The 13,889-nt window shown below is 57.7% G+C and carries 11 protein-coding genes; 2 read left to right on the forward strand and 9 right to left on the reverse strand.

Annotated elements, in window-relative coordinates:
- Window positions 1–42 precede the first annotated feature (42 nt).
- The 9 genes from bamA to rpsB form a co-directional block, all read right to left on the reverse strand.
- Entirely contained in the window at window positions 43–2,418 is a 2,376-nt protein-coding gene (gene bamA, locus HUW52_RS25645; RefSeq protein ID WP_016985091.1) for an outer membrane protein assembly factor BamA, read from the reverse strand.
- Between the two features lie 74 nt (window positions 2,419–2,492).
- Window positions 2,493–3,845, reverse strand: coding sequence for a sigma E protease regulator RseP (gene rseP / locus HUW52_RS25650; protein ID WP_175555222.1), 1,353 nt, complete (start codon window positions 3,843–3,845; stop codon window positions 2,493–2,495).
- Between the two features lie 53 nt (window positions 3,846–3,898).
- Entirely contained in the window at window positions 3,899–5,089 is a 1,191-nt protein-coding gene (gene ispC / locus HUW52_RS25655; RefSeq protein WP_026000607.1) for a 1-deoxy-D-xylulose-5-phosphate reductoisomerase, read from the reverse strand.
- Window positions 5,086–5,892 carry a phosphatidate cytidylyltransferase gene (locus HUW52_RS25660; protein ID WP_175555223.1) on the reverse strand — a complete coding sequence of 269 codons (807 nt, stop codon included), beginning with the start codon at window positions 5,890–5,892 and terminating at the stop codon, window positions 5,086–5,088. Before HUW52_RS25660 ends, ispC begins: the two co-directional genes overlap by 4 nt.
- Complete coding sequence (gene uppS / locus HUW52_RS25665; protein WP_007908854.1) at window positions 5,892–6,647, reverse strand: polyprenyl diphosphate synthase; 756 nt, start codon at window positions 6,645–6,647, stop codon at window positions 5,892–5,894. Before uppS ends, HUW52_RS25660 begins: the two co-directional genes overlap by 1 nt.
- Window positions 6,648–6,661: 14 nt before the next feature.
- Window positions 6,662–7,219 carry a ribosome recycling factor gene (frr, locus tag HUW52_RS25670; RefSeq protein ID WP_016985095.1) on the reverse strand — a complete coding sequence of 186 codons (558 nt, stop codon included), beginning with the start codon at window positions 7,217–7,219 and terminating at the stop codon, window positions 6,662–6,664.
- The gene (gene pyrH, locus HUW52_RS25675) at window positions 7,216–7,959 is read right to left on the reverse strand and encodes a UMP kinase (protein ID WP_003222124.1); all 744 of its coding nucleotides are present in this window, start codon (window positions 7,957–7,959) and stop codon (window positions 7,216–7,218) included. The genes frr and pyrH overlap by 4 nt, the downstream gene beginning before the upstream one ends.
- Window positions 7,960–8,168: 209 nt before the next feature.
- Window positions 8,169–9,032: a translation elongation factor Ts gene (gene tsf, locus HUW52_RS25680; RefSeq protein WP_122609647.1), complete on the reverse strand. Its 864-nt coding sequence runs from the start codon at window positions 9,030–9,032 to the stop codon at window positions 8,169–8,171.
- Window positions 9,033–9,222: 190 nt separating this feature from the next.
- On the reverse strand, window positions 9,223–9,960 hold the full coding sequence (rpsB, locus tag HUW52_RS25685) for a 30S ribosomal protein S2 (protein WP_003222119.1): 738 nt from the start codon (window positions 9,958–9,960) through the stop codon (window positions 9,223–9,225).
- Between the two features lie 373 nt (window positions 9,961–10,333).
- Between rpsB and map the strand changes: the two genes are divergently transcribed.
- Both map and HUW52_RS25695 read left to right on the forward strand, forming a co-directional pair.
- Complete coding sequence (gene map, locus HUW52_RS25690; protein ID WP_016985097.1) at window positions 10,334–11,116, forward strand: type I methionyl aminopeptidase; 783 nt, start codon at window positions 10,334–10,336, stop codon at window positions 11,114–11,116.
- Between the two features lie 41 nt (window positions 11,117–11,157).
- On the forward strand, window positions 11,158–13,860 hold the full coding sequence (locus HUW52_RS25695) for a [protein-PII] uridylyltransferase (RefSeq protein ID WP_175555224.1): 2,703 nt from the start codon (window positions 11,158–11,160) through the stop codon (window positions 13,858–13,860).
- The last annotated feature ends 29 nt before the right edge of the window (window positions 13,861–13,889 follow it).

A 13,889-nucleotide genomic window follows, 5' to 3' on the forward strand; every position in this document is an offset into this window, starting at 1 on the left:
GCACTCCTACAAAATCCATTGTCGTTATCTTGGGTCAGACGCTTAGAACGTCTGGCCGAGGGAGAATTGGAACACTTGAGTTTCAGCCTCATCGGGCTTCTTGATCGGCATGGCCAACGCGAAGCTCAGAGGACCCAGTGCGGTGACCCAGGTCACACCCACACCGACGGAACTGGCCATGTTGCTCAGGCTGATGTCGTTGCACTTGGTGTTCGACGACGAGCCATTCGCATTGGTAGTGTCCTTGCACTGCGAGTCAAATACGTTACCCACATCCCAGAATACCGAAGTACGCAGGGAACGCTGATCCTTGACGAACGGCAGTGGGAACAGAACCTCGACACCACCCTGGATCAGGACGTTACCACCGAACGGCAGTGGATCCTGGTCCGGGTCAGCCAGCGTACCCGGGTTGTTACCACGGCTCGGCGTACTGCGCGGGCCGAGGGTGCTGTCCTTGAAGCCACGAACCGAGTTGAAACCACCAGCATAGTAGTTTTCATAGAACGGCAAGCCGTCGGTTCCACCGTAGCCGTCGCCATAACCCAACTCGGTGTGCAGACGCAGGGTGTAGTTCTCGCTGATTGGCTGGAACAGCTGACCGCGGTAATCAAGTTTGTAGAACGACAGGTCGCTGCCCGGCACTGTGGTTTCCAGCGTCAGACTCTGGGAACGACCACGGGTCGGCAGTACGCCTTTGTTCAGGGTCGACTCGGACCAGCCGGCCGAAGCCTTGAAGTTCAGGTACTTGTCGCCTTCCTTGTTAACGAAGTCGAAAATCTCGTCAACGGTATAGGTACCGGTCTTGATCTCGTCCTGTTGAACCGACAGACCAAACGTCAGACGCGAAGTCTCGCTGATCGGGTAGCCAACGTTTACGCCGGCACCCAGGCTGTCTACCGCATAGCTTGCTACGTCGACGTCGAGGTCTTTGTAGTCAGTGGTGCGATAGAACGCGTTGTAACCCAGGCTCACGCCATCGGCGGTCCAGTACGGGTCAACGTAGCCGAAGTTGTAGCGGCTCTGGTATTCGCTGCGGGTCAGGCCGATGCTGACGCGGTTACCGGTACCGAGGAAGTTGTTCTGGGTGATCGAACCACCGAGGATCAGACCGGCGCTCTGGGCGAAACCGACACTGGCGGTAATCGAACCGGAAGCCTGCTCTTCAACGCTATAGTTCACATCTACCTGGTCATCGACACCCGGAACAGCCGGGGTTTCAACGTTGACCTCTTTAAAGAAGCCGAGACGCTCAAGACGGGTCTTGGATTGGTCGATCAGGTAAGTCGAAGCCCAGCCGCCTTCCATCTGACGCATTTCACGACGCAGCACTTCGTCTTCGGACTTGGTGTTGCCACGGAAGTTGATGCGGTTGACGTAGGCACGCTTGCCCGGATCAACGGCAAACAGGATGTCGACAGTGTGATCTTCATCGTGCGGCTGAGGTACGCCGTTGACGTTGGCGAAGGTGTAACCCTCGTTACCCAGACGACGGGTAATCAGTTCGGACGTGGTGGTCATCAGTTTGCGCGAGAACACCTGGCCCTTCTGCACCAGCAGCAAGGACTTGACCTGATCTTCAGGGACTTTCAGATCACCGCTGAGCTTGACGTCACGTACGGTGTACTTCTCGCCTTCGGTGACGTTGACAGTGATGTAGACGTGTTTCTTGTCCGGAGTGATCGACACCTGAGTCGAAGCGATATCCATGTTGATATAGCCACGATCCAGGTAGTAGGAACGCAGACGCTCCAGGTCACCGGACAGTTTTTCACGGGCGTACTTGTCATCGTTCTTGAAGAACGACAGCCAGTTGGTGGTCTTCAGTTCGAACAGGTCGGTCAGGTCTTCCTCAGGGAAAACCGTGTTGCCCACCACGTTGATGTGCTGAATCGCCGCAACGGTACCTTCGTTGATCTTCACTTTCAGGCCGACGCGGTTACGCGGTTGCGATACCACTTCGGTATCGACCGTAGCCGAGTAGCGACCTTGCGCGACGTACTGACGTTGCAGTTCGTTACGCACGCCTTCAAGGGTGGCGCGCTGGAAGATCTCGCCTTCGGCCAGACCGGATTGCTTGAGACCTTTCATCAGGTCTTCAGTCGAGATCGCCTTGTTGCCTTCGATTTCGATACTGGCGACCGACGGACGCTCGACGACCGTGATGACCAGAACGTTGCCTTCGCGGCCCAGCTGGATATCTTGAAAGAAACCGGTTTTGAACAACGCACGAGTGGATTCCACCAGGCGACGATCATCCGCCTGCTCACCGACGTTCAACGGCAAGGCACCAAAGACGCTACCCGCGGAGACCCGCTGGAGGCCATTGACGCGAATATCAGAGATAGTGAAGGACTCGGCGTGAACTTCGGCGATCATCAATACGGTGAGAACCGCAGTTAGCAGCAGACGTTTCATGAAGTCCTTTCTTATTCCAACTGGCAATAAACAAACTGCCGCAAAATGCGGCAGATTCGCAATTCAGCGAAGCGTTACAGTCGACCCAGATCGTTGACCAGAGCAAGCAACATCACCCCGACCACCAAACTGATACCGATCTGTATCCCCCAACCTTGCACCCGATCCGACAAGGGACGACCACGCGCCCACTCGATCAGATAAAACAACAAATGCCCCCCATCCAGTACAGGAATGGGCAGCAAATTCAGAACCCCCAGGCTAATACTCAGATAAGCAAGGAAATTCAGGAAATCAGCGACGCCCGACTGGGCAGAAGCGCCCGCCACTTTAGCAATGGTTATCGGTCCACTCAAGTTTTTTACCGAGAGCTCGCCGAACAGCATTTTCTTCAGTGAATCGAGCGTCAGAATGCTCATGGTCCAAGTGCGTCGGGCACCCTCGCCAATCGCGGCCAACGGCCCATAACTGACCTCACGGATCATTTCCGGTGGCCAGTCGACAGCTTTCACGCCTGCGCCCAGATATCCGCTTGGCGATTTGCTTTCACCGCGCGCTGCCAGGGTCACAGGGACGTCGATTTGAGCACTGTCACGCTCGATGCGCAGCATGATTTTGGTATCAGGACGCGTACGAACAGTATCGACCACTTGCTGCCAGTCATTCAGCGCCTGACCATCGAGGGCCAGCAGGCGATCACCGGTTTTCAGACCGGCAGCCTGGGCCGGGCCTTTCGGATCAAGCTCGGCAAGCACCGGCGGCAGGGCCGGACGCCATGGACGAATCCCCAGAGAACGGATCGGATCCGGCTCATCAGCACCTTTGAGCCAGTTATCCAGCAGCAACTCACGCGGTGTATCTGCGCTGGAGCCTTGCTCACGTACCAGCAACTGCAGAGAACCGCTTTCGCCCAGGCGCCGCACCAGTTGCAAATTGACAGCTGCCCAACCAGAGGTCAGCTCACCATCGATAGCGACGATTTCCTGACCCGCATTCAAACCGGCCTTAGCAGCGATGCTGCCGGACTCGACAGCACCAATGACCGGGCGCACCTGCTCGCTGCCGAGCATGGCCAACACCCAGAAAAACACCAGCGCCAACAGAAAGTTGGCGATCGGACCTGCCGCGACAATGGCGATACGCTGACGAACGGATTTGCGATTGAAAGACTGATCCAACTGATCGGCCGGCACTTCGCCCTCACGCTCATCGAGCATCTTGACGTAGCCACCCAGCGGAATCGCGGCCACTACAAACTCGGTGCCCTGCTTGTCGTGCCAGCGCAACAACGGCATGCCAAAGCCTACGGAAAAGCGCAGAACCTTGACGCCACAGCGACGCGCGACCCAGAAGTGGCCGAATTCGTGAAAGGTGACCAGCACACCCAAGGCGATCAGGGTGCCGGCAATCATATAGAGCGCGCTCATCTACTTTCTCCGCAATCCCGTTCAGTGCCGCGTGAAGCCATTGTGTTGCAAAACTATCGACGGTGACGACTCAACCATTGTTCAGCCAAAACTCGTGCCTTGGCGTCGGCGGTGAACACCGCATCGAGATCATCCAGCGCGACCACCGGTTCGAGGTTCAAAACCTCCTCGATGATACTCGCGATTTCCAGGTAGCGAACCCGTCCGTCGAGAAACGCTGCCACAGCCACTTCGTTGGCCGCATTGAGCATTGCCGGCGCACTATCGCCCGCTTCGGCCGCTTGACGGGCCAAACGCAGGCACGGGAAACGCTCCTCATCCGGCGCTTCGAAGTCCAGACGCGCAATGGCGAACAGATCCAGCGGCGCCACGCCCGAGTCGATGCGCTCAGGCCAGGCCAGCGCATTGGCAATCGGCGTGCGCATATCAGGATTGCCCAATTGCGCCAGCACCGAACCGTCGACGTAGTCGACCAGCGAATGGATCACGCTTTGCGGATGGATCACCACCTCGACCTGCGAAGGCTTGGCATCGAACAACCAGCAGGCTTCGATCAACTCGAGCCCCTTGTTCATCATACTGGCCGAATCCACAGAAATTTTGCGCCCCATGGACCAGTTCGGGTGTGCACACGCCTGGTCAGGTGAAACATGCGCCAATTCAGTCATCGGTGTCTGCCGGAAAGGGCCACCGGAGGCTGTAAGCAAAATCCGCCGTACACCCACCGAGCTCAAGCCCCGGGCGAAGTCCTGCGGCATGCACTGGAAAATCGCGTTGTGCTCGCTGTCGATCGGCAGCAACACCGAACCACTTTTACGCACCGCCTGCATGAACAAGGCGCCGGACATCACCAGCGCCTCTTTATTGGCCAGGAGAATCTTTTTGCCTGCCTCGACGGCTGCCAAGGTCGGCCGCAGCCCTGCTGCACCAACGATAGCCGCCATCACCGCGTCGACTTCCGGAGCGGAGGCAACCTGACACAACCCCTCCTCCCCTACCAGAACGCGGGTTGGCAAACCGGCCGCGCGCAAATCGTCCTGCAAGCCGCGCGCCGCAGCAACTTCCGGCACCACGGCAAATTGCGGCACATGGCGTACGCACAGGGCGAGCAGTTCACTCAGGCGAGTGAAGCCGCTCAAGGCGAAAACCTGATATCGCTCCGGGTGACGAGCTATGACATCAAGGGTGCTCAGACCGATCGAGCCGGTCGCCCCGAGGACAGTAATCTGCTGTGGACGACTCACGGTGCGGCCATCCACAACAACACTGCAAATACTGGAATCGCCGCGGTGAGGCTGTCGATACGATCAAGCACGCCGCCGTGACCTGGCAGCAGATTGCTGCTGTCCTTGATGCCGGACTGACGTTTGAACATGCTTTCAGTGAGGTCGCCGACAACCGAAATGAACACGATCAGCGCCGCACCAATCAAGCCTTTGAGCAACTCGGCAACGGTCCAGTCGCGTACCAGCCCGACGATTGCAGTAATCACCAGACTCAACGCCAGACCGCCGTAAACACCTTCCCAGCTCTTGCCCGGGCTGACCTGCGGCGCGAGCTTGCGCTTGCCGAAAGCACGGCCAGAGAAGTAGGCACCGATATCAGCACCCCAAACCAGTACCATGACGGCCATGATCAACCAGTTACCCAGCGGGTATTGCTTGATCTGTACCAGACCTTGCCACGCCGGCAACAGGATCAACAGACCGATCACCAGTTTGGTCGCAGCACTCGACCAGTGCTCGCTCGAGCGCGGATAGGTCAGCACCAGATACGTCGCCACCGCCCACCACAACACCGAAGCGCCCAACACCCACGGCGCCAGGCCGGGCAGGATGTACATGACGAACAGCGTCAGGGCGACCACGGCAGCATAACCGACCCGGAAAGTCTGACCGGTGAAGCCGGCAAGCCGCGCCCACTCCCACGCACCCAGGCTGACCACCAGCCCGATGAACAGCGCAAAACCGGAACCTTCGAGCAGGAAAAACCCGCACAAGGCGATCGGCAGCAGGATCAGCGCAGTGATGATTCGTTGTTTAAGCATTAAACCCGGGCTCCAGCTTCAACCTGTTCGCTCGTTTTACCGAAGCGACGTTGGCGCGAAGCGAAATCGGCCAGCGCATTGCGCATGGCATCGTGTTTGAAGTCCGGCCAGAACAGGTCGGAGAAGTACAGCTCGGCGTAAGCCAGCTGCCACAGCAGAAAGTTGCTGATGCGGTGTTCGCCACCCGTGCGGATGCACAGGTCCGGCAACGGCAGATCACCGGTTGCCAGACAGGTTTGCAACAGATCCGGAGTGATGTCTTCCGGGCGCAGGTGCCCGGCCTGGACTTCACGCGCCAGACGCTGGGCCGCCTGTGCAATATCCCACTGACCGCCATAATTGGCGGCGATCTGCAGGATGAAACGGTTGGCACCCGCCGTCATCGCTTCAGCTTCACGCATTGCTGCCTGAAGCTCGGGATGGAAGCGCGAGCGATCACCAATGATGCGCAGGCTGATGTTGTTGTCGTTGAGGCGCTTGGCTTCGCGACGCAGTGCCTTGAAGAACAGGTCCATCAAGGCACTGACTTCATCGGCCGGGCGCTGCCAGTTCTCACTGGAAAACGCGAACAGGGTGAGCACTTCGACCTTGGCCTCAGCGCACACCTCAATCACCGCCCGCACAGCATCCACACCCGCTTTATGCCCGGCGACACCTGGCATAAAGCGTTTTTTTGCCCAGCGATTGTTGCCATCCATGATGATCGCGACATGGCGCGGCACCGCGGACGGCGCAGTCTGCTTGGTCTTGTCCATTAAAAGCTCGAACCTTATACGGCCATCAGATCCGCTTCTTTTTGCTTGGTAGCCGTGTCGATATCAGCTTCAGCCTTGTCGGTGATTTTCTGAATATCGGCAGCGGCACGACGTTCTTCGTCTTCGCTGATTTCCTTGTCCTTGACCAGCTTCTTCAGCTCGCCCAAGGCATCACGACGAATATTGCGCACGGCAACACGCGCGTCTTCAGCGGCACTGCGCGCCTGCTTGGTGAAGCCCTTGCGGGTTTCTTCAGTCAGGGCAGGCATGGAGATCAGCAACAATTCGCCCAGGTTGGTCGGATTGAGGTTCAGGCCAGCGCTCTGGATCGCCTTGTCGACCGCTGCGAGCATGTTGCGCTCGAACGCAACGACTTGCAGGGTGCGCGAATCTTTTACAGTGATGTTGGCCACTTGGGTGATGGAGGTGTCTGCGCCGTAGTACGGCACCATCACGCTGCCCAGAATGCTTGGGTGAGCCTTGCCGGTACGAATCTGACCAAATGCATGGGCCAGAGAGTCCAGGGATTTTTGCATGCGCTCTTGAGCGTCTTTTTTGATTTCGTTGATCATTGTTGACCTTCCTCGATCAGGGTGCCTTCAGCGCCGCCATGGACGATGTTCAGCAGGGCACCGGGCTTGTTCATGTTGAATACGCGCAGCGGCATCTTGTGGTCGCGGCACAGGCAGATAGCTGTCAGATCCATTACACCCAGCTTGCGATCCAGCACTTCATCATAAGTCAGATGATCGAACTTCTCGGCATGCGGGTCTTTGAACGGGTCTGCAGTGTAAACGCCATCGACCTTGGTCGCCTTGAGCACGACATCAGCATCGATTTCGATGGCACGCAGGCAGGCTGCCGAATCCGTGGTAAAGAACGGATTGCCGGTACCGGCCGCGAAGATCACCACGTCCTTGGAGTTCAGGTGACGCATGGCTTTGCGGCGATCATAGTGATCGGTCACGCCAACCATGGAAATCGCGGACATGACGATGGCCGAGATATTGGCACGTTCCAGCGCATCACGCATGGCCAAGGCGTTCATCACAGTGGCCAGCATGCCCATGTGGTCACCCGTGACCCGATCCATACCGGCTTTGCTCAAAGCTTCGCCGCGGAACAGGTTGCCACCGCCGATCACCAGACCGACCTGTACGCCGATGCCAACCAGTTGGCCGACTTCCAGCGCCATCCGATCCAGCACTTTTGGATCGATCCCGAACTCTTCCGAGCCCATCAGGGCCTCGCCGCTAAGCTTGAGTAGAATGCGTTTATAGCGAGCCTGATAACCACTGCCCTGCTGAGCCATTGCGAATCTCTCCTGCGGCGTATTTAAAATTCTTTGCGAGCTGTTTACAGCTGGCGTTCACTCTAGCTTGGCGCTGCTTCAGCGCCATCGGAACATGGCTTTGTAAGTCAGTTCCAAGTGGAAACCAATTAAAAATTGATAACCCCATCTGAAAAGAGGCTGCGCGCGTTAGCGGGCAGCCTCTTTCGGGCGACAGTTGAAAAACCGTCTTATTGCTTGGCGGCAGCCAGCTGGGCAGCAACTTCTTCAGCGAAGTTGTCGACCGGCTTCTCGATGCCTTCGCCTACCTTGAAGTAAGTGAAGGAAACGATTTCTGCGCCGGCTTTCTTGGCCAGCTCGCCAACCTTGACTTCAGGGTTCTTGACGAACGCCTGCTCAACCAGGCTTGCTTCTGCCAGGAACTTGCTGATACGGCCTTTGACCATATTCTCAACAATGTTTTCTGGCTTGCCTTTGATCTTCTCTTCGTTCAGCTGCAGGAATACAGCTTTTTCACGCTCGATCGCTTCATCCGAAACTTGCGAAGGCAGCAGGAACTCAGGGTTGCTTGCAGCTACGTGCATCGCGATGTCTTTGGCCAGCTCGACGTCACCGCCTTTCAGGACAACAGCAACACCGATCTTGTTACCGTGCAGGTAGGTGCCGACAACGTCACCCTCTACGCGAACCAGACGACGGATGTTGACGTTTTCGCCAACTTTAGCAACCAGAGCTTCACGAGCCGATTCCTGAGCGGCGATCAGCGGAGCTGCGTCGGTCAGGTTCTCGTCGAAGGCTTTTTCTACGCTGGCAGCAACGAAGTTCTTGAAGTCGTCTTGCAGGGCCAGGAAGTCGGTCTGCGAGTTGACTTCCAGCAGCACGGCTACCTTGTCGTTCGATTTGATGGCGATTGCGCCTTCAGCGGCAACGTTGCCCGCTTTCTTGGCAGCCTTGATCGCGCCCGAAGCACGCATGTCATCAATGGCTTTTTCGATGTCGCCGTCAGCCTTTTCCAGGGCTTTCTTGCAATCCATCATGCCTTCGCCGGTACGCTCGCGCAGTTCTTTAACCAACGCTGCAGTAATTGCTGCCATTTTCAAATTCCTCTTGGATAGGTTTTCAACCATTCCACCCGATCGAACGGGCGTTCAATTCTTCCCGAACCACCCTTGTTAGCTGCCGCACATTACAAACAGTGCCGTGGGCGCCGACAAATGGTTTTCGAGGTGGCAAAAAGGGGGCCAAGCCCCCTTTTTGCTTACTGAGTCAACGCCAGGGCGTTAATTACTCAGCTGCAGCCTGAGTTTCTTCAGCTGCGAATTCTACAGTGCCGCCAGCAACATTGTTGCGACCACGGATCACTGCGTCAGCCATCGAACCCATGTACAGCTGGATAGCGCGGATTGCGTCATCGTTGCCTGGGATGATGTAGTCAACGCCTTCCGGGCTGCTGTTGGTGTCGACAACGCCGATTACCGGGATGCCCAGCTTGTTGGCTTCGGTGATCGCGATGCGCTCGTGGTCAACGTCGATCACGAACAGTGCGTCTGGCAGACCGCCCATGTCCTTGATGCCGCCCAGCGAACGATCCAGCTTCTCAAGATCACGGGAGCGCATCAGCGCTTCTTTCTTGGTCAGCTTGGCGAAAGTACCGTCTTCGGCTTGAACTTCAAGGTCACGCAGACGCTTGATGGAAGCACGAATGGTTTTGAAGTTGGTCAGCATGCCGCCCAACCAGCGGTGATCGACGTACGGCGAACCGCAACGTGCTGCTTCTTCAGCAACGATCTTGCCAGCGGAACGCTTGGTGCCGACGAACAGAATCTTGTTTTTGCCCTGGGCCAGACGCTCTACGAAAGTCAGAGCTTCGTTGAACATTGGCAGGGTTTTTTCAAGGTTGATGATGTGAATCTTGTTACGCGCGCCGAAAATGTACTTACCCATTTTCGGATTCCAGTAACGGGTTTGGTGACCGAAGTGCACACCGGCCTTCAGCATATCGCGCATATTGACTTGGGACATGATAGTTCCTTAATAAGTCGGGTTTGGCCTCCACGTATCCCAATGACCAACCAGTGGCATAAAGCCAAAAGCACCCAGGTCATCGTGTCGACACGTGTGTGGATTTAAGCTTTTCGGGGTATCCCCGGAAAGCGGCGCATTTTATACCACAGGGTGCGCAGAAACGGAACCCGGAATCTGTATTCGCACCAAGGACATGGGCGCAGCCCCCTTGGAATCGGCCCCGAACGCACCATTGTATAGAGAGAAGCGATGCACGCGGGCGCTGAATTGCGCCGTGCGTCTGTTAGAATCGCGTTTTTCAGGGTCGCAAAACGATCACCTGCCGCCCTATTCGTATCAGCAAGCGCCGCCGAGCGCAGAGAGAGCCTGTATGACCGTCAACCTCAAAACCCCCGAGGACATTGCTGGCATGCGTGTCGCCGGCAAACTGGCCGCCGATGTGCTGGAAATGATTGCCGAACATGTCAAACCGGGCGTCACCACCGATGAGCTTAACCAGATCTGTCACGATTACATCGTCAATGTGCAGCAAGCCATCCCTGCCCCGCTCAATTACAAGGGCTACCCGAAGTCGATCTGCACCTCGATCAACCACGTGGTCTGCCACGGCATCCCGAACGACAAGCCACTGAAAAACGGCGACACCCTGAACATTGACGTGACCGTGATCAAGGACGGTTACCACGGCGACACCAGCCGCATGTTCCATGTCGGCGAAGTGCCTGTCTGGGCCGAACGCCTGTCGCAGATCACCCAGGAATGCATGTACAAGGCGATCGAGATCGTCAAACCCGGCTGCCGCCTCGGCGACATCGGCGAAGTGATCCAGAAGCACGCCGAGAAGAACGGCTTCTCGGTGGTTCGCGAGTTCTGCGGTCACGGCATCGGCAAGGTCTTCCACGAAGAGCCGCAGATCCTCCACTACGGGCGCGCCGGCACCGGCATGGAACTGAAGGCCGGCATGACCTTCACCATCGAGCCGATGATCAACCAGGGCAAGGCCGACACCAAAGTACTGGGTGACGGCTGGACCGCGATCACCAAGGATCGCAAGCTGTCAGCACAGTGGGAACACACCCTGCTGGTGACCGACACTGGCTACGAGATCTTCACCCTGCGCGCCGACGACACCATCCCGCGCATCTCGGCCTGATCCACACAACGCTCCCAGCCTTATAGAAGGAATGCCAATCGATGCCGCAGGTGGATCCCGAACTCTTCGACCGCGGTCAGTTCCAGGCCGAACTGGCTCTGAAAGCGAGTCCTATCGCGGCGTTCAAGAAGGCCATCCGCCAGGCTCGCGACGTCCTTGATGCGCGTTTTCGCAGTGGCCGCGACATCCGCCGCTTGATTGAAGACCGTGCCTGGTTTGTCGACAACATCCTGCAAAAGGCCTGGGAGCAGTTCAACTGGAGTGAAGACGCCGATATCGCGTTGGTCGCGGTCGGCGGCTATGGCCGTGGCGAACTGCACCCCTATTCCGACATCGACTTGCTGATCCTGCTGGACAGCGCCGACCACGAAGTTTTCCGCGATTCCATCGAGCGTTTTCTGACGTTGCTGTGGGATATTGGCCTGGAAGTCGGCCAGAGCGTTCGCTCGGTCGATGAATGTGCCGAAGAGGCGCGCGCCGACCTGACAGTCGTCACCAATCTGATGGAAAGCCGCACCATCTGCGGCCCCGAGCGCCTGCGCCAGCGCATGCTCGACGTCACCAGCACCGCACACATGTGGCCGGCCAAGGAGTTTTTCCTCGCCAAGCGTGCCGAACAGAAGGCCCGCCACCACAAATACAACGACACCGAATACAACCTGGAACCCAACGTCAAAGGCTCGCCCGGCGGCCTGCGGGATATTCAGACGATTCTGTGGGTGGCCCGGCGTCAGTACGGCACCCTGAACCTGCGCGCCCTTGCCGGTGAAGGTTTCCTGGTCGAGAGCGAAAACGCCTTGCTCGCCTCCTCTCAGGAATTTCTCTGGAAAGTTCGCTACGCCCTGCACATGCTCGCCGGTCGCTCCGAAGACCGCTTGCTGTTCGATCATCAGCGCACGATCGCGGGGTTGCTCGGCTTTGAAGGTGACGACGCCAAGCAGGCCGTCGAAAACTTCATGCAACAGTATTTCCGCGTGGTGATGAGCATTGCCCAGCTCAGCGACCTGATCATCCAGCACTTCGAGGAGGTCATCCTCGCCCCGGAAGACGAAGCGCCGCCGCAGCCGATCAACTCGCGCTTCCAGTTGCATGACGGCTACATCGAGGCACGTAAAGACAACGTGTTCCGCCGTACACCGTTCGCCATGTTGGAAATTTTCGTGCTGATGGCGCAGCAACCGGAAATCAAAGGCGTGCGCGCCGACACCATCCGCTTGCTGCGGGAGAATCGTCACCTGATCGACGACAACTTCCGCAACGATATCCGTAACACCAGCCTGTTCATCGAACTGTTCAAGTGCAAGATCGGCATCCATCGCAATCTGCGGCGGATGAACCGCTACGGCATCCTCGGTCGTTATTTGCCGGAGTTCGGTTTTATCGTCGGGCAAATGCAGCACGACCTGTTCCACATCTATACGGTCGATGCGCACACGCTGAACCTGATCAAGCACCTGCGCAAATTGCAGTACACCCAGGTCTCGGAGAAGTTTCCGCTGGCGGCCAAACTCATGGCAAAGCTGCCCAAGCCCGAACTGATCTATATGGCGGGCCTTTATCACGACATCGGTAAAGGCCGGCATGGCGATCACTCGGAGATCGGCGCGGTCGATGCCGAAGCCTTCTGCCAGCGCCATCAGTTGCCGGTGTGGGACAGCCGCCTGATCGTCTGGCTGGTGCAGAATCATCTGGTGATGTCGACCACCGCGCAGCGCAAGGACTTGTCCGACCCGCAGGTGATTCACGATTTCGCGCAAGCCGTCGGTGATGAAACCCGCCTCGACTATCTGTACGTGCTGACGGTGGCCGACATCAACGCGACCAACCCGACGTTGTGGAACTCCTGGCGCGCCAGCCTGTTGCGCCAGCTCTACACCGAGACCAAACGCGCCTTGCGCCGTGGCCTGGAAAACCCGGTGGATCGCGAAGAGCAGATCCGCCAGACCCAAAGTGCTGCACTGGACATTCTGGTACGTGGCGGCACTGACCCGGACGATGTCGAGCAATTGTGGGCGCAACTGGGCGATGACTATTTCCTGCGCCACACCGCCGGCGATGTGGCCTGGCATAGCGACGCCATTCTTCAGCAGCCCGTCAATGGCGGGCCGCTGGTGCTGATCAAGGAAACCACCCAGCGCGAGTTCGAGGGCGGGACGCAGATTTTCATTTATGCACCGGATCAGCACGACTTCTTCGCCGTGACCGTGGCGGCGATGGATCAGCTCAACCTGAACATTCACGACGCCCGTGTCATCACGTCCAGTAGCCAGTTCACCCTCGACACCTACATTGTGCTCGACAACGAAGGCGAATCGATCGGCGACAACCCGGCACGGGTCAAGCAGATCCGCGAAGGTCTGACCGAAGCCCTGCGTAACCCGGACGATTACCCGACGATCATCCAGCGCCGCGTGCCGCGCCAGCTCAAGCACTTCGCCTTTGCGCCGCAGGTCACCATTCACAACGATGCCCAGCGTCCGGTAACGGTGCTGGAATTGACCGCACCTGATCGCCCGGGCCTGTTGGCGCGGATCGGCGGGATTTTCCTCGAGTTCGATCTGTCGCTGCAGAACGCCAAGATTGCGACCTTGGGCGAACGGGTCGAGGACGTGTTCTTCATCACCGACGCCCACAATCAACCGTTGTCCGACCCGTTGCTGTGCAGCCGTTTGCAGGATGCGATCGTTGAGCAACTGAGCGTCAATCAGGAACCCGATATCAAACTGTCGCGCATCAGTATTTGATCGCGCGCCCGGATTCAAATGGCTTTGCA

This window comes from Pseudomonas sp. 43A, assembly GCF_013363935.1.
Taxonomy (GTDB): Bacteria; Pseudomonadota; Gammaproteobacteria; order Pseudomonadales; family Pseudomonadaceae; genus Aquipseudomonas; species Aquipseudomonas crudilactis.